The sequence below is a fragment of the Halomonas sp. NO4 genome, from assembly GCF_010994375.1.
In the GTDB taxonomy this organism is placed as follows: Bacteria; Pseudomonadota; Gammaproteobacteria; order Pseudomonadales; family Halomonadaceae; genus Halomonas.
Genome location: NZ_WHMA01000032.1, coordinates 1 through 19,503 on the forward strand (window position 1 = coordinate 1; position 19,503 = coordinate 19,503).

Below are 19,503 nucleotides of genomic sequence, written 5' to 3' on the forward strand. Positions count from 1 at the left end.
TTACATCGAAAACCAGGATGACCCTCGCAAGCTCGGGCAGCCGCTTGACTAACGCATCACGCTTCGCGTCGATGCGTAGGATGCGCGGCTGGTTTGCTCAATAGGAGGGCTCGTAGGCGCGAATGGTTTCGTCCTCCGTGAGCAGCGGCCAGATGCGCTGCATGACGCGGTTTCGCTCCTCGCTGCCGTACCACTCTTTCCAGGCACGCATGTCGCGCCACTTGGTGATCATCAAGCGACGGTCGCTATGCCCCAGCTCGACGAGGGTCTCGCCGCCCACAAAGCCACGCGCGCCAAGCGACCAGCGCATCGCCTCACGGGCGGCCTCCTCGTATTCCTCCTCCAGGCCGGGCATGATACGACGTTCGATAATGATCTTGATCATCTAAGCTGCTCCCTACACCGAGGTCATCGATGGTTGATACTGCCGACTCCCAGCCGGACTTCCAGGCCGAACTGGACACCACCGGGCTCTATTGCCCGGAGCCCATCATGCTGATGCATAACAAGGTCCGCGACATGGCAACTGGCGATGTGCTCAAGGTCGTGGCCACGGACCCGGCGACCACCCGTGACGTGCCCAAATTCTGCAGCTTCCTGGGTCACGAACTCCTGCACCAGCAGGAGGCGGATGGCCACTACCTGTACTTTATCCGCTTGGGTTGAGTCGTCGCCAGCCCCGCCGTGACCGGGTGAACAACCTACAGAGAGATCACACTAGGCGGGGTACGGCGTCATGGTGTCGCCATCGGCTCGTGGGGAATCACCATCAGGGCGAGTGCCTCGAGGGTGGCGGGGTCCTGCTCACGGATACGATTGGCGATACGCCGCTGGAAGAAGTAAACCAGGCGGTGGCGGCTGCGGCCGGGGTAGAGGCAGGGGTCGCCGGGCAGGATGGGGGTGGAGTCGATCAGCGATTCATCGGCCAGCAGCGCCTCGACGTTGCCGTCGCTGTAGAGGCGCCAGCCGAAGACCTGCTTGAGCTGCCAGGGGCCTTCGGTTTCGTCGATGCACAGAGCATGAGTGCCGAGAGTGTCGGGCAACTGCTGGATCAGGGTGACTTCGCGGGTCTCCTCGTAGTCGAAGTAGGCGGCCGCATGCTCCAGTTCCAGTGCCTTGTGGGGCGGGGCCTCCTCCAGCAGTTCCTCCGTCTCGGGGTCTCGGTAGCCGACGAAGCAGCCCTGTTCGGGGTCGTCGAGCTGATGGCAGGGGGTCAGTGCTTCCATCCAAGGCACCAGGCCGACCACCTCGCCATCCTCGCGCATTCCCCACGCCATGATCGGCATGCCGTAATAGGCGTCGGGATCAGAGGCAAGCTGATAGACCATCTCCAGCCCGTCGAGCTCCGGGGAGAGGCGTATCAGGCGCCGCTTGGCTTTCTGCCGCTGGCGCATGGTATCCAGGTCGATGACCCGGGCAGGACGGGATGACAGTGAAATACCCATGATCTCCCTCCAGGTTCTGCGTGGTCACGGCAGTGAAGCGGCTGGCTACGGCCTGTCGATTTCACCAATAGCACAGACGCAGTGCACAAGTTAAGCCTGTACCGTGATTTTCACGGACACTGCTCGGCAAGTCGTTGCCAGCGCTGTTGATGGGTGTCTCGCGCCTGGCGGTAGGCGGGCAGCGGCGCCTGGGGGTTGTCGAGGGAGAGCCAGCGGTGGTGGTAGTCGGCCACGGCCTGGGGCGGGGAAACGTGGCTGTCCAGCAGGGTATCGACGGCGCCGAGCCAGCGCGCGGCCAGCTGCTCCAGGCGCTCAAGCCACTCGCGGACCGGGCGCGATGCGAAATCGCCCCGCAGCTGGTGGCCGGGCTGCGATAGCTTGGCGCAGGTCTCGTCGCTCTCCAGCCGGGAGGCAAGCAGGGCATTGGCTTCGTCGAGGCGTTGCTCGGCCAGCAGCAGTGCTCGTAGGACCTCCGCGGTCAGTGGGCGGTCGCGCAGGGCCTTGAGATGCCCCTCCAGGGTCGCCGAGTCGTGCGGCCAGTCGGGGTTGAACTGGTTGAGCGTCGCCTCGCGCAGCCAGTTCACGGCGCTGAGCTGGCCATCCAGGGGCTGGCGATCGTCGGGTTGCAGGGGTGAGCTGGCGCGCGAGAAGCTGCCGGTCCATTCGTCCGAATCGAAGAGGCTGTTCCAGCTCACCAATGGCAGCTGCTCGGTCTTGGTGCGAGTGAGGCGATCGAGTCGCGCGCGGTCGTCCTCGGCCAGGCGATCCGGCACCTCGCTGTTCTGGCAGGCGTGAAGCCGGCGCCACAGCTCGAGTTCATAGAGCCAGCGCTGACTGGGGGGCGCCACCCGGCCCAGCTGGTTGTTGCGCGCTGCCACCAGATTGGTGATATGACATTCGCGCAGGGCGTAGACAGCGAGCAGGCCTTCGCGGGTCTCGGGTACGTCGAACAGCCGATCCTGGCGCTCGGGAAAGGCGCCGATGTTGCCGGGTGATTCGGGCTCCGGGACGGGCAGCTCGAGGGTCTGCGCCAGGTCGCGCTGGTAGCTGCGCAGCAGCGCATCGCCTTCGCCGTTGCCGCACCCGGCCAGCAATACGAGCACGAGCAGCGCCGTCAGGCCCCGGCGCAGACAGGACAGGCTAGCTGCGGGGAATCTCGACCTCACCATTCGCCACTCCTTTCGCCACCCGCCGCAGCCGCTCGCCGAGCAGCAGTGCCGCCGCGGTGAGCCCGGCGATCAGGCCCACCCAGTAACCGTGCACCCCCATGGGCGCGATCTGGCCGAACAGGCCGTACTCGCCGAGGGTGTGGCCGCCGCCCAGGCCGACCAGCCAGTAGGCGATCAGGGTGATCCCCATCACCACTCGGGTGTCCTTGTACCCGCGCAGCGCACCGGCAAGATTGACCTGCATGGAGTCGGAGACCTGGAAGATCATGGCCAGTATGACCAGTGACAGCGTCAGGCGTTGCACGGCGGCATCGTGGGTGTAGAGTGCGATCACCGGCTCGGCGGTGAGCCACAGCAGGGTGCTGTTGAGGCCGGCCACCAGCAGGCACAAGGCAACGCCGTTCCAGGCCACCAGGCGGGCGTGTGCCGGGCGTGCCTGCCCCAGGGTGTTCCCGACGCGGACCGTCAGCGCCATGCTCAGCGACAGCGGCAGCATGAACAGGATCGAGGTGTAGTTGAGCGCCACCTGGTGGGCCGCCACCGTCACCTCGCCGAGGCTGGCGATGAACAGCGCGATCAGCGTGAAGAGCGTCACCTCGACGAAGATCGCCACGCCGATGGGTACTCCCACGTAGAGCAGTTCTCCGATCAGTGCCAGGCGCGGCGGGGTGGGCGAGTGCCATAGGGCGACGTCCCCGTAGGCCGGGGAGCGCCGAGTGTAGGCGGCCATGGTCAGGCCCATGACCCAGAAGGAGAGCGCCGTGGCCAGCCCGCAGCCCAGCGCCCCCAGCGCCGGCAGTGCCTGAAGCCACGCCGGCAATCCGGGCCCAAAGAGATCGGTAAGGCCGGCACCGCCGTAGATCAGCACAAAGTTGCTGGGAATGTTGACGGCCAATCCCACCAGACTGATCCACAGTGATGGCCGGGTATGGTTCATGCCGTCCGAGAAGGCGCGCAGCGCCTGGAACAGTGCCATGCCGGGCATCCCCAGGGCCACGGCGGCGAGGTATTCGGCCGAGTGCTGGGCCACTGCCTCAGGCACCCCCATCAGGCGAAAGACCGGCATCACCGCGAACCCCAGCAGCAGGGCGGCGGCAATCCCCAGGCCAAGCCCCACCCACAGCGCTTGGTGCACGTTCGGGCGGATGCGCGGGGTCTGTCCGCCCCCGAGCAGCTGGGCGACGATGGGCGTGAGCCCCATCAGCGTGCCGGTCATGAACAGCATCAGCGGCATCCACAGGCTGGAGCCCACCGAGACGGCCGCGAGATCCGTGGCGCTCAGCCGTCCGGTCATCATGACATCGACCACGCTCATGCCCGCCTGGGCCAGCTGGGCGCCGCAGATCGGCAGGGCCAGGGTGATCAGCGGGCGTGTCTCCTGGCGGCTGGCGGTCAACAGGTCGGCGAAGAAGCGTGCCAAGGGTGAGGCTCCATGCAGTGAATGCCGCGGCGGCTGTGCGGCGATGCCGGGAAGAACCGGCAAGCTTACCAACTACCGGGGAGATTTGCCTGATGGGGCATATCGATAGTGTTCTCCCGACTGACGCTCGCGCTAGGCTGTAGTGACCCTTCGTTACCCTTGATCAGGAGTTTCTATCGTGGTCGACCCCCTGCCGCAGGAGCGTCCCTTCCTCGACGCGTTGCACAACGACGACTGGCCGGCACCGTCGCGAGCCTGGCGCCTCGACGAGGTCGGTCTCGCGCCGGGTGCGTTGGCCGAGCTCTTTGAGTCGCAGCTCATGAGCCGCCACCTGGACCTGCACGCGCGCCGCCTGCAGGCCCGCGGCGAGGCCTTCTACACCATCGGCAGCGCGGGTCACGAGGGTAACGCGGCCATCGCCGCGGCGCTGCGCCCCACCGATCCCGCCTTTCTGCACTACCGCGACGCGGCCTTCCTGATCCAGCGCAGCTGTCAGGTGCCTGGCCAGAACCCGCTGTGGGATCTGCTGCTGAGCTTCGTGGCCTCGGCGGAGGACCCCATCTCGGGCGGGCGCCACAAGGTGCTGGGATCGAAAGCGCTCGCGATTCCACCCCAGACCAGCACCATCGCCTCGCACCTGCCCAAGGCGGTGGGTGTGGCTCACGGGCTGGGGCTGCAGCGGCGCCTGGGGGGCGATTCCGAATGGCCGGCCGACAGCGTGGTGCTGTGCAGCTTTGGCGACGCCTCCTTCAACCACTCCACCGCCCAGGGGGCGATCAACGCCGCCGGCTGGGCTGCCTACCAGGGGGCGCCCATGCCGCTGGTGCTGGTCTGTGAGGACAACGGCATCGGCATCTCCACCCCCACGCCCGAGGGCTGGATCGAGGCGAGCCTGCGCGCTCGCCCCGGCTTTCACTACCTGGCCTGCGACGGATGCGATCTGCTCGATACCTGGCAGGCCGCTCGGGAGGCGGCGCGGCTGGCGCGGGCCCGCAAGCAGCCGGTCTTTCTCCACATGCGCTGCGTGCGCCTTTACGGTCACGCCGGCTCCGATGCCCCGCAGGCCTACCTCGCGCCGGCGCAGATCGAGGCCGACGAGGCGCGCGACCCTCTGCTGGTCAGCGCCGGGCTGTTGCGCCGCCACGGCGTGCTCGAGCGCGATGCGATTGCTGCGCACTACCACGCTGTCAGCGAGCGCGTTGCCGAACTGGGGGAGGCGGCCATTTGCCGGCCCAAGCTCGAGAGCGCTGCCCAGGTGATGGCGAGCATCGTGCCGCCGGCGCGCCCCGGTCGCGCCCTTGCCTGGCAGGGCGAGGTGGACACTACCCCGGCGCCCATGGCCAAGCGGCTCAACCAGGCGCTCGAGCGGCTGATGCAGCGCTATCCCTCGCTGGTGATGGCCGGCCAGGACATCGGCCGCAAGGGGGGCGTCTACGGCGTCACCCAGCGCCTGCAGGCGCAGTTCGGGCCGCACCGGGTGATCGACACCCTGCTCGACGAACAGACCATCCTGGGCCTGGGCATTGGCCTGGGCCAGAACGGCCTGGTGCCGATACTCGAGATCCAGTTCCTTGCCTACCTGCACAACGCCGAGGACCAGCTGCGCGGCGAGGCGGCCACGCTCAGCTTCTTCTCCAACGGCCAGTACACCAACCCCATGGTGGTGCGCATCGCTGGGCTCGGCTACCAGAAGGGCTTCGGCGGCCACTTCCACAACGACAACGCCCTCGCCGTGCTGCGGGACATCCCAGGGCTGCTGGTGGCCTGTCCCTCCAACGCGGCCGACGCCGTGGGCCTGCTGCAGGAGGCGGTACGCCTCGCCGACGAGGAGCAGCGCGTGGTGGTGGTGATCGAACCCATCGCACTCTACCACCAGCGCGATCTGCTCGAGGAGGGCGACCAGCGGTGGTGCTTCGCCGATCCGGGGCCCGAGTACCGCCTGCCGGTGGGCGCGCTCGGCCAGTGGGGCGAGGGGCACGACCTAGCCATCGTCAGCTATGGTAACGGCGTCTACCTGTCGCGTCAGGCGATCGCCCGACTGGAGGCCGACGGGATCGAGGCTCGACTCATCGACCTGCGCTGGCTGACCGCCATCGATCATGACGCCGTTCACCGTGCGGTGGCCGACTGCAAGCACATCCTGGTGGTGGACGAGTGCCGCCGCACGGGATCCCCAAGCGAGGAATTGGTTACCGCCCTGGTCGAGCGCGGCGTGGCGGGCGAGCGCCTGGCCCGGCTCACCGCCGAGGACAGCTTCATCCCCCTGGGGCGAGCTGCCACGGCCACGCTGCCGTCAGTGGCTCAGATTGTCGAGCGGGCGCGAGCCCTGGTCGTCACGGCCGAGGAAAGGCAGCCAGCGACAGGGTCGGGAGCCAGGATGCCCGAGCGCGACACCTGAGCGGGTGGTGAGCGCCACCCTCCGGGAGGCCGGGTATCAGGGCTCTCCCAGGGCGAGGCGCTGGTGGAGGTGCAGCATCACCGCCACCTCGTGCTCGGGGCGCAGCGGCTCGAGGCCGAGCTCGCCGAACAGCTCGCCCCGGGCACGCGTCCATTCGCCGCTGGGCAGATCGGGGTAGAGGCTGTCGGCCGGGGCCAGCTCGACGAAGGGGTCGATGCCGTAGGTGTCGAAGAGTCGCGCCAGGGCGGCCTCGTCGTCACTCACGCCCGCAGTGAAGAGGGTGGCATTGAAATGGTCGTTCTCCAGCTCGCGGATCACGTCCAGAGGGCTGACACCGAGGCTGGTCAGCTCTTCCATGCTGTAGCCGTTGAGGGCGTTCATCTCGTCATCCAGCCACGCCTCATCGGGCTGGATAAGCGTGTGTTTGATGCGCCCGTCGGGCAGCACCCAGGCGATGGCCAGCGGCAGCTCGCCGTCGTCGCCGGTCTCCACGGCGATGAACCCGGGGATATCGGCCATGTCACTCCTCCTCCTGAGCGGGATGGCTGGCCTTGGCGGCCGGTTCGGTATCGGCCAAGCGGAAGAAGGCTCGCGCCGTGGCCGTGGTGGCGCGGGCCAGGTCGGTCTCGTCGGTGCCGCGCCAGTGGGCGATCTCCCGCACGATCCAGGGCAGCAGCGCTGGTTCGTGGCGTCTTCCCTTGAGTTTGGCAGGTAAATGGCGCGGCAGCAGATAGGGGCAATCGGTTTCCACCATCAGCCGGTCCAGCGGGATCGCGCTCACCAACTCGCGCAGGTGATGGCCACGCCGCTCGTCGCAGATCCAGCCGGTGAGACCGATGTGCAGGTCGAGGTCGAGGTAGCCGTATAGGGTGTCGCGATCGGCGGTGAAGCAGTGGATGACGGCGGCACCGATGTCGTCGCGCCAGGCACGGAGGATGTCGCGCATGCGTCCGCCAGCGTCGCGCTCGTGGATGAACAGCGGCTTGCCGCTCTCCGCCGCGAGCCCCAGCTGCGCTTCGAAGGCGCGCTCCTGCTCGGCGGGCGTCGAGAAGTTGCGATTGAAGTCGAGCCCGCACTCGCCCACGGCGACCACCTCCGGCTGGCGATGCAGGTCGCGCAGGGCGCGCTCAAGCTCGCCGCGCCACTGACTGGCGTCGTGGGGGTGTATGCCGGCGGTGGCGTACAGACCGGGATGACGGCGCGCCAGGTCGACTGCCTGCTCGGCGTGCTCGCGGTCGGTGCCGGTGAGGATGAGGGTCGTGACGTTGGCCGCTCGAGCGCGCGCCAGCACGGCCTCGAGGTCGTGGACGAAGCTCGCATGGGTGAGGTTGGCGCCGATGTCCACCAGCGGGGCGGGCGAACGGCGTTGCAGCGCCTCAGGCAGAAAGTCGTCGAAGGGCTCGGTCACGTCGGCCAAAGCGGAAACTCCTGTGCATATCTGACGCGCATTGTAGCCGCCAGCGCCTCGGCTCGGCCACGCCGGGCCGTGCTTGCGTTACACTGGGCGCCTTCACGATCGAGAGAGGTGAGTGCGTGACCCTGCTACGTCTGGAACAGCTGCAACTGGCCTATGGCCCCCACGTGTTGCTTGACGGGGCCGACCTGGTGCTGGAGCGCGGCGAGCGGCTGGCCCTGGTGGGTCGCAACGGCACCGGCAAGTCCACCCTGCTCAAGCTGGTGGCCGGCGATATCCTCCCTGACGGCGGCAGCATCTGGCGTGCCCCCGGGCTCAAGATCGGCGTGCTGGCCCAGGACTTGCCGGCGGCCACCGGCGAGACCATCTTCGACGTGGTGGCGCAAGGGCTGCCCGAGGCCGGTGCGCTGCTCTCCGAGTATCACCACCTGGTCCAGGCGGCGGAGCCGGACATGCGCCGCATGGCCGAGCTGCAGACGCGATTGGAGTCGATCGACGGCTGGTTCTTCCATCAGCGCATCGACGTGGTGCTGACCCGTCTGGGGTTGCCCGAGGATGCCGAGATGGCTGCGCTCTCCGGCGGCTGGCGCCGCCGCGTGGCGCTGGCTCGCGCCCTGGTGGCCGAGCCCGACCTGCTGCTGCTCGACGAGCCCACCAACCACCTGGACCTGGACACCATCGCCTGGCTGGAGGAGCAGCTGCTGGCCTTTTCCGGCGCGGTGCTCTTCATCACCCACGACCGCACCTTCCTCTCCAGGCTGGCCACGTCCATCCTCGAGCTCGATCGCGGTCGGCTCGGCCGCTACCCCGGCGATTACGCAGCCTACCAGCGGCAGAAGGCCCACGAGCTGGAGGTCGAGGCGCGCGAGAACGCCGAGTTCGACAAGAAGCTCGCCCAGGAGGAAGCCTGGATTCGCCAGGGTATCAAGGCGCGGCGCACCCGCAACGAGGGGCGCGTGCGGGCACTCGAGCAGATGCGCCGCGAGCGCAGTCAGCGTCGAGAGCGCCAGGGCCGGGCGAGCTTCGGGGTGGACAGCGGTGAGCGCACCGGCAAGCGGGTGGTGGAGCTCTCTCACGTCACCCAGCGCTTCGGCGACGAGACGGTGATCCGTGACCTCTCGCTGGAGATCCAGCGCGGCGACCGTATCGGCCTGATCGGCCGCAACGGCGCCGGCAAGACCACCCTGCTCAAGATCCTGCTCGGCGAGCTCGCCCCCAGCGAAGGGACCGTGCGCCTGGGCACCAACCTGCAGGTGGCCTATTTTGACCAGCTGCGTGCCGGGCTCGAGCCCGAGAAGAGCGTCTACGACAACGTCGCCCAAGGGAGTGACCGGATCACCGTGGGCGGCCGTGACCGCCATGTCATCAGCTACCTGCAGGACTTCCTGTTTACCCCTGCGCGTGCCCGCCAGCCGGTCAAGGCGCTCTCCGGCGGCGAGTCCAACCGCCTGCTGCTGGCCAAGCTCTTCACTCAGCCAGCCAACGTCCTGGTGCTCGACGAGCCCACCAACGATCTCGACGTGGAGACCCTGGAGCTGCTCGAGGAGCTGCTGCTCGACTTCGACGGTACCCTGCTGCTGGTCTCCCACGACCGGGCCTTCATGGACAACGTGGTGACCGGAGTGCTGGCCTTCGAGGGAGAGGGCGTGGTGCGCGACTACGTGGGCGGCTACAGCGACTGGGTGCGCCAGGGCGGCAAGCTGCCGCCGGCCCCCTGGGAAGGGGCGGCCCGCCAGCACGCCGAGCCGGCGGCGGTGGTCGAGCAGGCGGCCAGGTCGGCGGAGAAAGCGCCCACGGTGCGGGAGCCTTCAGCGCCGGCCAGTCAAGGCGCGAAGAAGCCCGCCAAGCTCTCCTACAAACTGCAGCGCGAGCTCGACGGCCTGCCGGCGGAGATCGAGCGCCTGGAAAATGCGGTGGCCGAGTACGAAGCGACGGTGGGCGACCCGGCCTTCTACCAGCAGGACGCCGAAACGGTGACGGCCACGCTGGAGGCGCTCAACGAGACTCAGGCGGCGCTGGACGCCGCCATGGAGCGGTGGATGGAGTTGGAGGCGCTCGCCGCCGGGGAGTAGCCGATGATTCGGTGACGTCCGGCGGCGCGGTATCCTGCAACGACAAAGGCGCCCGGAGGCGCCTCGGTGTCGGGAGCATTGCCGGAGTTACTCGTCGGCTTCGCCCCGCTTGCCCACGCGCACCGCCAGCACGTCGCACTGGGCGCCGTGCAGCACGCCGGTGGACGTGGAGCCGAGCAGCAGGGCGAAGCCATGCCGGCCGTGGGAGCCCACCACGATCAGATCGACGTTGTGCTCCTCGGCGAAGCGGTGGATCTCGGTGTCGGGCATGCCGACCACCACGTGCTGATTCTCCTTGGTCACGTGGGCATCGGCGATCTCCGCCAGGCGCTGCTTGGCGTGTTCGTCGAGCTGGTCCTGAATGCTGGTCAGGTCCATGGGGATGTCGCCGCCATAGGCGAAGCCCAGCGGCTCCAGGGTGTGCATGATGGAGAGCTTGGCCTGGTTGCGTTCGGCGATCTGCAGGGCTCGCTCCAGTACCTTCTGGGAGTCCTTGGTGAGGTCGACGGCGACCAGGATATGGCGGTATTCATTGCTCATGGCAGGCTCCTGCACAGGGTGAGATAAGCGGTATCATGCTGACACTCTAGGACGATCGACAAGCGAGGACAACGACTTGCGTCAAGCTTCAATCAGGAGGTGCCGATGGTCTGGGTGGTGATCGCGATTGCCCTGATGTTGATGGTCTCACCGGTGCTGTGGCTCAAGCCCAGCCCGCGTCAGCGCCGCATCGTGCCGCTGCGCAAGGCGGCGCGGGAGGCCGGGGTGACGGTGAAGCTCGAGAAACCGCCGCTGCACGGCGAGACGACCGCCATGCCAGGCTATCGCTGGGACTATCCCGTGGAGCGACCCGGGCCGCGATTCGTGCTGGTACGCGACAGCGAGGCGAGCGAGGCGCTCAAGCCCTGCCTGGCGGGCTGGCGCTGGCGCATCGAACCGCTGCGTCCGCTGCCGCAGGCCGCCCAGGCGCCGCTGGAGGCGCTGCTAACGCGTCTGCCGCAGGATGCCCTTGTGCTGGAATCCAGCGAGCACGGCATCACCCTCTGGTGGTGGGAGTCCCAGAACGCGGAGCGCTTTGGCACTTACCTCGATGACTTTCGTCGCTTGCGGGAGTCGCTGGCCGGTCACCCCGATCGGCCGGAGCGTCTGCGCGCCTTCGGTGCCGGGCCGGCGCCCACGCCGGAGTGAGCCCGCGGCGGCGGCGCCGTTCAGCCGTCGCTTTCCCGCGCTTGGATTGCCAGGCCGTTCTCCTCGATGTGCGCCAGCAGGGCATCGAGGCGCTTCACGTCCTCGTCGGCGAGTCCGGCGAGCATCTCGGCCCGGGCCTGGGTCACCACTTCATCGATGCGCTCCAGCAGCGGTGTCGCCTCGCGGGTGAGGTAGATGCGCTTGGTGCGGCGATCCTGGTCGCAGGGGCGGCGCTCGATCAGTCCCTGCTCGGAGAGCTGGTCGAGGGTGCGCACCAGCGAGGGCGCTTCCACTCCGATGGCGCGTGCCAGGTCGCACTGTGCCTGGCCGTCGCCGAGACGCCACAGGTGATAGAGGGTCACCCAGCGGGTCTGGGTGAGGCCCAGCGGTGCCAGGCGATGATCGATGATCGCCCGCCACAGGCGGGGTACGCGAGCCAGGCGGAAGCCGATGTTCTGGTACATGGCAGGTCGCAATCCGAAGAGTTTGTCGAATTGTCCGGAGCCGCGGCGTGTAATGCAACTTGCCGCGGTAAAAGACGGTCACCCTTGGCAGTGGCGAGGGGCTTGACGCGAGGCGTCGAGTGCACCAAGCTTGCCAAAATCAAACGGCCGTATGAAATCGGGAGATGCTGGCATGATCTATCAAGGCAACGCCATCACGGTGACGCGCAGCGGTGACGACATCGCCGCGCTCACCTTCGACCTGCAGGGGGAGTCGGTCAACAAGCTGTCCAGTGCGGTGGTTGGTGAGTTGGACGAAGCGGTCAAGGCCATCCAGGCCGAGAGCGGCCTCCAGGGCCTGGTGATCGGCAGCGCCAAGGAAGCCTTCATCGTCGGTGCCGACATCACCGAATTTCAGGGCATGTTTGGCAAGGGCAACGATTTCCTGATCGAGATGCTCGAGCGGGTGCACGCCATCTTCAATGCCATCGAGGATCTGACATTCCCGACCGTTTCCGCCATCAACGGCCTGGCGCTGGGCGGGGGCTGCGAGGTGACGCTGACCACCGACTTCCGGGTGATGGCCGAAGGCGCGAAGATCGGCCTGCCTGAGACCAAGCTGGGCATCCTGCCGGGCTGGGGCGGCTGCGTACGCTTGTCGCGGCTGATCGGTGCCGACAACGCCATCGAGTGGATCGCCGGGGGCAGCGAGAACTCGGCGGAGGAGGCCCTCAGGATGGGAGCCGTGGATGCTGTGGTGCCAAGTGATCAGCTCGAAGCTGCGGCGCTGGATATCCTCGCCCGGGCCAATGCCGGCGAGCTCGATTTCCGAGGCCGCCGCGACGAGAAGTCGCAGCCGTTGAAGCTCGGCCCCATCGAGCAGATGATGGCCTTCGAGACCGCCAAAGGCTACGTCAAGGGCAAAGCCGGGCCGCATTACCCGGCACCGGTAGAGGCGATCAAGGTCATCCAGAAGGGGGCCGGCGAGACGCGGGAGCGGGCCCAGGCCATCGAGGCCACGGCCTTCGCCAAGCTGGCCATGACCGACGTCTGCTTCAATCTGGTGGGCCTGTTCCTCAACGATCAGGTGGTCAAGAAGCAGGCCGGCAAGTACGAGAAGCAGGCCCGTCCGATCCAGCAGGCAGCCGTGCTGGGGGCCGGGATCATGGGCGGCGGCATCGCCTACCAGAGCGCTTCCAAGGGCACGCCGATTCTGATGAAAGACATCCAGGCCGAGGCCATCGAGCTGGGTCTCAAGGAGGTACGCAAGCTGTTCGCCAAGCAGGTGGAGCGGGGCAAGCTCTCCACCGAGCAGATGGCCGAGAAACTCACCAACATTCGCCCGACCCTCGCCTACGGTGATTTCGGCCACGTCGACCTGGTGGTCGAGGCGGTGGTCGAGAATCCCAAGGTCAAGGGGGCCGCGCTCAGCGAAGTGGAAGGCCTGGTCGGCGAGGAGACCATCCTCACCTCCAATACCTCGACCATCTCCATCACCCGGCTCGCCGAGAACCTCGAACGCCCCGAGCACTTCTGCGGCATGCACTTCTTCAACCCGGTGCATCGCATGCCGCTGGTGGAAGTGATTCGCGGCGAGAAGACCGGCGACGCGGCCGTGGCGGCCACCGTGGCCTACGCCCGGGCCATGGGCAAGACGCCCATCGTGGTCAACGACTGCCCGGGCTTTCTCGTCAACCGCGTGCTCTTCCCCTACTTCGGCGGCTTCAGCCAGTTGATGGCCCAGGGTGCCGATTTCCAGCGCGTTGACAAGATCATGGAGAAGTTCGGTTGGCCCATGGGACCGGCCTACCTGCTCGACGTGGTTGGCATGGACACCGCGATGCACGCCGGCGAGGTGATGGCCGAGGGCTTTCCCGAGCGCATGGGCAGCCTCGGCGGTGCCGACAGCAAGAGCGTTATTCAGGCGATGTTCGACAGCGACCGCCTGGGGCAGAAGAACGCCAAGGGTTTCTATGCCTACGAGGAGGACAAGAAGGGCAAGCCCAAGAAGGTCACCGACGAGACGGCCATCGAGCTGGTCAAGGGCGTGGCCCAGGAGAGCCGCGAGTTCAGCGACGACGACATCATCGCCCGCATGATGGTGCCGCTGTGCCTGGAGACGGTGCGCTGCCTGGAGGACGGCATCGTCGGCAGCCCCGCCGAGGCCGACATGGCGCTGATCTATGGCATCGGCTTCCCACCTTTCCGCGGCGGTGCGCTGCGCTACATCGACGCCATGGGGGTTGCGGCGTTCGTCGAGCTGGCCGACGGCCTGGCCGAGGCGCTGGGGCCGCTCTATGCGCCCACCGACAGGCTGCGCGAGATGGCCAAGGCCGGTGACACCTTCTACTCCCCCCAAACCCAGGGCTGAGCCCACCGCGAACAAGGAGACGCAAGCAATGAGTCTGAATCCGAGAGACATCGTGGTGGTCGACAGCGTGCGCACCGCCATGGCCAAGGCCAAGAATGGCGCCTTCCGCCACGTGCGCGCCGAGAACCTCTCCGCCGCCGTCATGCAGGCACTGTTCGACCGCAACCCCGGGCTCGACCCGAGCGAGGTCGACGACGTGATCTGGGGCTGCGTCAACCAGACCCTGGAACAGGCCATGAACATCGCCCGCAATGCAGCGATCCTCACCGGCATTCCGCGCAGCGTGCCGGCCCAGACGGTCAACCGCCTGTGCGGCTCCTCGATGAGCGCGCTGCACATCGCCGCGGCCAACATCAAGGCGGGCATGGGGGACTTCTACGTCATCGGCGGCGTGGAGCACATGGAACACGTGCCCATGACCCACGGCGTCGACGTCAACCCGGCGGCCAGCAAGCACGCCGCCAAGGCGGCCATGATGATGGGCCTCACCGCGGAGATGCTGGGCAAGATGCACGGCATCTCCCGCGAGGCACAGGACGCCTTCGGGGTGCGCTCCCACCAGCGCGCTCAGGCGGCCATGGAGAAGGGCTACTTCGACAACGAGACCATCGCCGTCGAAGGGCACGACGAACGTGGCTACCGCGTGGCGGTCAAGCGCGACGAGGTGATTCGCGCCGATGCCAGCCTGGAGAAGATGGCCGAGCTCAAGCCGGTGTTCGACCCCCGCGGCGGGACCGTTACCGCCGGCACCTCCTCGGCGCTTTCCGTGGGCGCCGCGGGCCTGCTGGTGATGAGCGGCGAGCGTGCCGAGGCGCTGGGGCTGACACCCATTGCCCGGGTGCTCTCCACCGGGGTGGCGGGCTGTGACGCCTCGATCATGGGCTACGGGCCGGTGCCCGCCTCGAAGAAGGCGCTCAAGGCCGCCGGGCTGACCATCGACGATATCCAGGCCGTGGAGCTCAACGAAGCCTTTGCTGCCCAGAGCCTGCCAGTGCTCAAGGACCTTGGCCTGCACGACGTCATGGACGACAAGGTCAACCTCAACGGCGGCGCCATCGCTCTGGGGCATCCTCTGGGCTGCTCCGGGGCGCGCATCTGCACCACCCTGCTCAACGTGATGCAGCAGCAGGACGCCACCCTGGGCTTGGCCACCATGTGCATCGGCATGGGCCAAGGGGTGGCCACGGTGTTCGAACGCTTGAAGTAACCACTCGCCAGGGTTGGCAGAGACTAAAACGGCACCCTAAGGGGTGCCGTTGGCGTGTCAGGGGAGCGGGGCCCGGTGCTTCGGTGCAGCCGGGTCACTGGCTTGTCGCCGTGACGCTGTCGTTGCTGACCCAGCCGCGTTCGCGGTAGTAGCGTAGGGCCCCTTCATGGAGCGGGGCGGTGAGTCCGGCCTGTACCATGCTGGCTGGCGTTAGGGTGCCGAAGGCAGGATGGAAGGCCTTGAAACGCAGCAGGTTGTCGAAGACGTCGGCCACCAGTCGGTAGATCAGTTCCGGGTCGGCGTCGCGGTGGGCCACCAGCGTGGCCCGGACCCCGAAGGTGCGCACCGCGGGCTGGTCCGCTGAGTAGAGTCCCCCGGGGATCGAGGCGCGGGAGAAGTAGGGGCGCTCGGCGATCAGCCGCTCGACGGCCTCATCGTCGACATCCAGCAGAGCGGCATTGCACAGGCGGATCGCCTGGGCGATCGAGCGGTTGGGATGGCCCACGGTGTAGACCATGGCATCGACATCGCCGTGGCACAGGGCCATGGCCTGCTGGTCGGCGGGGAGATCGTTGAGGAGACGGAAATCGCCCCCCTGCCAGCCCTGGGCATCCATCAGGCTGAACATGGTGCCGCGCTGGCCCGAGCCGGGGTTGCCGATGTTGACGGCACGGCCGGGTAAATCCTCCAGGCTGCGGATACCCGACCGACGGCGGACCACCAGGGTGAAGGGCTCGCTGTGCAGGGAGAAGAGCGAACGCAGGTCAGGGTCGGGACCCGCCTCGCTGAAGGTCGCGGTGCCGTTGACCGCCTGGAACTGGAGGTCGGACTGGGCCAGGGCAACGCTGAACCGCCCGTCGCGGATGGCCTCCAGGTTGGCGCTCGACCCAGGGCCGGGTTCGGCCCGGCATGGCAGGGTCACGACCTGGCAGAGGGCACGGCCGGCGACGTGGTAGACGCCGTCGGGGCTGGCCGTGCCGATGCGCAGTGTCTCCTGAGCGTTGGCGACAAGAGAGGCGGAGAACACAAGGCCGCCCAGCCAGGCGAGCAGGAGTGCGGTCAGACGGTTCATGACTCACCTCGTGAAGTGAGTCGACCAGATGCCGCGTCCAGGCCGAAACCGGCAGGAAGTCGCGGGCGGGACTGCGCATCAGGCGCTGGTCGACGGGGTGGACATCGCGTGTCGTATGGGCCTGCCTTCCCTGAGACACCGCACTGTCCATCAGGAAAGCCGCCAGGACTGTCTCCAGGAGACGGCAGGTTCTTGAGGTATAGCAGCATGGCGCCGTGCCGCACGACCAACTGGCTGGTACTGCCGGGGTGACGGTTTTAAGGCCACCGACCTCCGACGTCACAGAATGCCGCTGTCGAGCCCGGCGGCCACATAGAGCCCCAGTTCCTCGACCTGGTCGACAAAGGTGTCCTGCCACTCGCCGCGCAGGATCAGCGGCTCCTGCACCCAGCGCCAGCGAAGGCCGGTAGCGATGCTCTCCACGGCGCGGCGGGTGCCAGTGCCGTCGCGCCCGGCGCGCACATAGAGCGCGCAGGGCAGGCCCTGCTTCTCCTCGATCACCGCGTAATAGCTACGGTCGAAGAAGTCCTTCAGCGCACCGCTCATGTAGCCGAGGTTCTCGGGGGTGCCGAGCAGGATGGCGTCGCAAGCCCGCACATCGTCGGGCCCGGCTTCCAAGGGTGGCTTGACCACCACCTCGACGTCGTCGATGTCCGGGTGGCGGGCGCCGCGTTCGGCTGCCTCGCGCAGCCGGCGGGTATTGGGGGAGGGCGCGTGGGCGACAATCAGTAGACGCTTGCTCATGTTGACAGCTCCCGGGCGATTTCCGACGCTGAATCGGCGCTTACCGTTCAGGCAACAAGGAGGATGATCGACATGGCCTTTGCCCTTTCAACCATGCAGCTGGAAAGCAGTGCCTTTGCCCCCCAGGGCGCCATTCCCACCAAGTACACCGGCGAGGGCGATGACGTCTCTCCGGCGCTGGCCTGGCAGGGCGCGCCCGACGGCACCAAGGGCTACGCGCTGATCTGCCACGACCCCGATGCCCCCCTGGTGCAGCACGGCACCTACGGTTTCGTCCACTGGGTACTTTACAACCTGCCGGCGTCGGTCACCTCGCTCGAAGAGAACAGCGCCAGAGGGACCAGCGGCAAGAACGATTTCGGCAAGCTGGGGTACGGTGGCCCCATGCCGCCGGAAGGCCATGGTCTGCACCAGTATTACTTCTGGGTGCTGGCGCTCGACAAGCCCACTGACCTGCCCGAAGGACTGGCGCTGCCCGAGGTGCTCAAGCAGCTCGAGCCCAATCTGATCGGCATGAACCGCCTGGTTGGTACCTACCGGCGCGATTGATTGCGCGATACGTTCGTGCCGCGCCTTGCGGTACGGGCGCCGTGAGCGTCAGCGTGCGGTCAGCGGTTGCGGGGCCGCTACCCCATCGTGGCCGCACACCAGCTGCTCGAGCTCGCGGCAGAAGGCTTCCAGCGCTTCGCTGGGCTGGCCGGTGCGGCGATGCAGTTCCACTTCCACCTGGTCGAGGGGCGGCAGCCCTTCGGCCTCTCCCACGATACGACACCCCTTGGGCACGCTGCGCGGTGTCTTGATCGTGGCGGCGAGTCCGGCCTGCACGGCCAGGTTAATGCCCGTGGGGGAGGGGCTCACGTAGTGCAACTCCCACAGCCTTTCCGTTCGGCCCAGTGCCGACAGCGCATGGGCACGAAAGATGCAACCCTCCGGGTTGAGCGCCAGTGGCAGCGTCTTCCACGCTCGCACATCGCACTGTTCAGCGACCACCCACACCATCGGCTCCCACCCCAGTAGCTGGCCCGAGGGCGTGGGCGCATGGCGGATCGACAGCACCACGTCGAGCAGGCCTTCCTGGAAGCGATCCACCAGCGCGGCGCTGATATCACAGGTAATGTCGAGGCGCGCTTCGGGGAAGCGCGCGGCGTGGCGTGGCAGCAAGTCGGGGAGGTAGGTGGCGGCCTGTTCTTCGGAGGTACCGAAACGAATCAGCTCGCCGCGCTGGGATTCGCCGAGGGCCTCTCGGGCGTCCCCTTCGAGCTTGAGCATGTGTCGGGCATAGGGAAGCAGGCGTTCGCCGGCCGCGGTGAGCAGCACGCTGCGGCTGGTGCGCTCGAAGAGGGGGTTGCCCATCTGCTCCTCGAGCCGCTTGATCTGCAGGCTGACGGCGGACTGAGTGCGATGCAGTACCTTGCCGGCGGCACTGAATCCCTTGCACTCGGCCACGGTCACGAAAGCGCGGAGCAGCTCGGTATCCATCATCGATGAGCCTTTTAAATCTGTTATATCTCAACCATTCATTTTTATTATGAATGGAGGCTCATTATCCTGTCCAGTGACAAGACAGCACCGTCAACTCCCCGACGAACAGGAGCCATGCTCATGCAGGCTACGGCAACCGACCAACCCGCCCACGCGCTGAGCGGCCTGATCGACCTGGCCCGCTATCCCCTCTACGACCTGGACGGCGAGGCCGGTCAGGCGCTGCTCGCCCAGTGTCGCCGCCAGCTGGAAGACGATGGCTGCGTGGTGCTCGAGCGCTTCGTGCCCGACGAGGCAGTGGCCCGCCTCGAGCGCGAGACCGAACGACTCTCGCCCGAGGCGCACTACAACCAGACCGAGACCAACCCCTACAACAGCGCGGGCGACCCCGAGCGACCGGCCAGCCATCCGGTCAACCGCTTCGGCGATCGCACCAACGGCTTCGTGGCCGGTGACCGCATCAGCGACGACACCCTGATCCGTCAGGTCTACGCCAACCCGGACTTCCAGCGCTTCATCGCCGCCGTCGTCGGCATGGAGACGATTCATCCCTACGCCGATCCGCTGGCCGACCTGGTGGTCAACGTGCTGCGTGACGGCTGCCAGCACCCCTGGCACTACGATACCAACGAGTTCATCGTCACCCTGATGACGCGCAAGCCCGAAGGGGGTGGCCTGTTCGAGTACGCCCCGGGCATTCGCAGCCCCGAGGCCGAGAATTTCGACGCGGTGGAAAAGGTGATCGAAGGCGATCGTTCGCAGCTCACTTCTCTGGAGTTGCGCCCGGGGGATCTGCAGATCTTCTTCGGCCGCTACTCCCTGCATCGCGTCACGCCGGTGGAAGGCCCCCGCGAGCGCCATACGGTGATCTTCGCCTACGCCAAGGAGCCAGGCTTCATCGGCCGTCCCGAGCGGGCCCAGCGTATCTTCGGGCGCATGGCGCCGATCCACGAGAGGCTGCTCGAGGAAGGCATGGACCGCAGCGACAGCCTCGCCGATTGAGCCCTGGTCTTGCGTTCCCCAGCGCCCCTGCCGATGGCCGCGCTGCGGGCGGCCGTCACCCTGATGACACAGCGAG

19 protein-coding genes are annotated in these 19,503 nt (G+C 67.3%); 8 read left to right on the forward strand and 11 right to left on the reverse strand.

The genetic code is table 11. The annotated features are described in order from the left end of the window. Positions 1 to 97: 97 nt before the first annotated feature. Positions 98 to 385: an antibiotic biosynthesis monooxygenase gene (locus FEF15_RS15875; RefSeq protein WP_163560140.1), complete on the reverse strand. Its 288-nt coding sequence runs from the start codon at positions 383 to 385 to the stop codon at positions 98 to 100. A 29-nt stretch (positions 386 to 414) separates the two neighbouring features. Here FEF15_RS15875 and tusA point away from each other — a divergent pair, with 29 nt between their 5' ends. Next, the gene (tusA, locus tag FEF15_RS15880; protein WP_163560141.1) at positions 415 to 666 is read left to right on the forward strand and encodes a sulfurtransferase TusA; all 252 of its coding nucleotides are present in this window, start codon (positions 415 to 417) and stop codon (positions 664 to 666) included. Positions 667 to 734: 68 nt separating this feature from the next. On the opposite strand, the gene FEF15_RS15885 is transcribed toward tusA, so the two are convergent. The 3 genes from FEF15_RS15885 to FEF15_RS15895 form a co-directional block, all read right to left on the reverse strand. Beyond that, positions 735 to 1,445 carry a hypothetical protein gene (locus FEF15_RS15885; protein WP_163560142.1) on the reverse strand — a complete coding sequence of 237 codons (711 nt, stop codon included), beginning with the start codon at positions 1,443 to 1,445 and terminating at the stop codon, positions 735 to 737. A 110-nt stretch (positions 1,446 to 1,555) separates the two neighbouring features. Further along, on the reverse strand, positions 1,556 to 2,614 hold the full coding sequence (locus tag FEF15_RS15890; RefSeq protein ID WP_163560143.1) for a DUF3080 family protein: 1,059 nt from the start codon (positions 2,612 to 2,614) through the stop codon (positions 1,556 to 1,558). Further along, the gene (locus FEF15_RS15895; protein ID WP_163560144.1) at positions 2,586 to 4,034 is read right to left on the reverse strand and encodes an MATE family efflux transporter; all 1,449 of its coding nucleotides are present in this window, start codon (positions 4,032 to 4,034) and stop codon (positions 2,586 to 2,588) included. The genes FEF15_RS15890 and FEF15_RS15895 overlap by 29 nt, the downstream gene beginning before the upstream one ends. Before the next feature lie 178 nt (positions 4,035 to 4,212). Between FEF15_RS15895 and FEF15_RS15900 the strand changes: the two genes are divergently transcribed. Further along, positions 4,213 to 6,432, forward strand: a complete 2,220-nt coding sequence (locus tag FEF15_RS15900; protein WP_346427872.1) for a thiamine pyrophosphate-dependent enzyme — start codon at positions 4,213 to 4,215, stop codon at positions 6,430 to 6,432. A 36-nt stretch (positions 6,433 to 6,468) separates the two neighbouring features. Here FEF15_RS15900 and FEF15_RS15905 read toward each other — a convergent pair whose 3' ends face one another. Next, complete coding sequence (locus FEF15_RS15905; protein ID WP_163560145.1) at positions 6,469 to 6,951, reverse strand: hypothetical protein; 483 nt, start codon at positions 6,949 to 6,951, stop codon at positions 6,469 to 6,471. Between the two features lies 1 nt (position 6,952). Next, positions 6,953 to 7,849, reverse strand: a complete 897-nt coding sequence (locus FEF15_RS15910; protein ID WP_163560146.1) for a TatD family hydrolase — start codon at positions 7,847 to 7,849, stop codon at positions 6,953 to 6,955. 116 nt (positions 7,850 to 7,965) lie between these two features. Between FEF15_RS15910 and FEF15_RS15915 the strand changes: the two genes are divergently transcribed. Then, positions 7,966 to 9,918 (forward strand): ATP-binding cassette domain-containing protein, encoded by a 1,953-nt coding sequence (locus FEF15_RS15915; RefSeq protein WP_163560147.1) that lies wholly within the window; start codon positions 7,966 to 7,968, stop codon positions 9,916 to 9,918. Between the two features lie 87 nt (positions 9,919 to 10,005). Here FEF15_RS15915 and FEF15_RS15920 read toward each other — a convergent pair whose 3' ends face one another. Further along, positions 10,006 to 10,458, reverse strand: coding sequence for a universal stress protein (locus tag FEF15_RS15920; RefSeq protein WP_163560148.1), 453 nt, complete (start codon positions 10,456 to 10,458; stop codon positions 10,006 to 10,008). Between the two features lie 105 nt (positions 10,459 to 10,563). On the opposite strand from FEF15_RS15920, the gene FEF15_RS15925 reads away from it, so the two are divergent. Next, positions 10,564 to 11,106 (forward strand): preprotein translocase subunit YajC, encoded by a 543-nt coding sequence (locus tag FEF15_RS15925; RefSeq protein WP_163560149.1) that lies wholly within the window; start codon positions 10,564 to 10,566, stop codon positions 11,104 to 11,106. Positions 11,107 to 11,126: 20 nt separating this feature from the next. Here the strand turns inward: FEF15_RS15925 and slyA are convergent, their stop codons facing one another. Continuing rightward, positions 11,127 to 11,570, reverse strand: a complete 444-nt coding sequence (gene slyA / locus FEF15_RS15930) for a transcriptional regulator SlyA (protein ID WP_163560150.1) — start codon at positions 11,568 to 11,570, stop codon at positions 11,127 to 11,129. A gap of 172 nt (positions 11,571 to 11,742) precedes the next feature. On the opposite strand from slyA, the gene fadB reads away from it, so the two are divergent. Then, entirely contained in the window at positions 11,743 to 13,920 is a 2,178-nt protein-coding gene (gene fadB / locus FEF15_RS15935) for a fatty acid oxidation complex subunit alpha FadB (protein ID WP_163560151.1), read from the forward strand. Positions 13,921 to 13,948: 28 nt separating this feature from the next. Continuing rightward, a complete protein-coding gene (fadA, locus tag FEF15_RS15940; protein WP_163560152.1) occupies positions 13,949 to 15,127 on the forward strand; it encodes an acetyl-CoA C-acyltransferase FadA in 1,179 nt (392 codons plus the stop codon). Between the two features lie 94 nt (positions 15,128 to 15,221). Here fadA and FEF15_RS15945 read toward each other — a convergent pair whose 3' ends face one another. Further along, positions 15,222 to 16,199, reverse strand: a complete 978-nt coding sequence (locus FEF15_RS15945; protein ID WP_163560153.1) for a TAXI family TRAP transporter solute-binding subunit — start codon at positions 16,197 to 16,199, stop codon at positions 15,222 to 15,224. A gap of 279 nt (positions 16,200 to 16,478) precedes the next feature. Then, complete coding sequence (locus tag FEF15_RS15950; protein ID WP_163560154.1) at positions 16,479 to 16,943, reverse strand: NAD(P)H-dependent oxidoreductase; 465 nt, start codon at positions 16,941 to 16,943, stop codon at positions 16,479 to 16,481. Positions 16,944 to 17,015: 72 nt separating this feature from the next. Between FEF15_RS15950 and FEF15_RS15955 the strand changes: the two genes are divergently transcribed. Continuing rightward, positions 17,016 to 17,492 carry a YbhB/YbcL family Raf kinase inhibitor-like protein gene (locus FEF15_RS15955; RefSeq protein WP_163560155.1) on the forward strand — a complete coding sequence of 159 codons (477 nt, stop codon included), beginning with the start codon at positions 17,016 to 17,018 and terminating at the stop codon, positions 17,490 to 17,492. 48 nt (positions 17,493 to 17,540) lie between these two features. On the opposite strand, the gene FEF15_RS15960 is transcribed toward FEF15_RS15955, so the two are convergent. After that, positions 17,541 to 18,425, reverse strand: a complete 885-nt coding sequence (locus tag FEF15_RS15960) for a LysR family transcriptional regulator (RefSeq protein ID WP_240454196.1) — start codon at positions 18,423 to 18,425, stop codon at positions 17,541 to 17,543. Positions 18,426 to 18,545: 120 nt separating this feature from the next. Here FEF15_RS15960 and FEF15_RS15965 point away from each other — a divergent pair, with 120 nt between their 5' ends. After that, entirely contained in the window at positions 18,546 to 19,427 is an 882-nt protein-coding gene (locus tag FEF15_RS15965) for a hypothetical protein (protein WP_163560156.1), read from the forward strand. Positions 19,428 to 19,503: the final 76 nt, after the last annotated feature.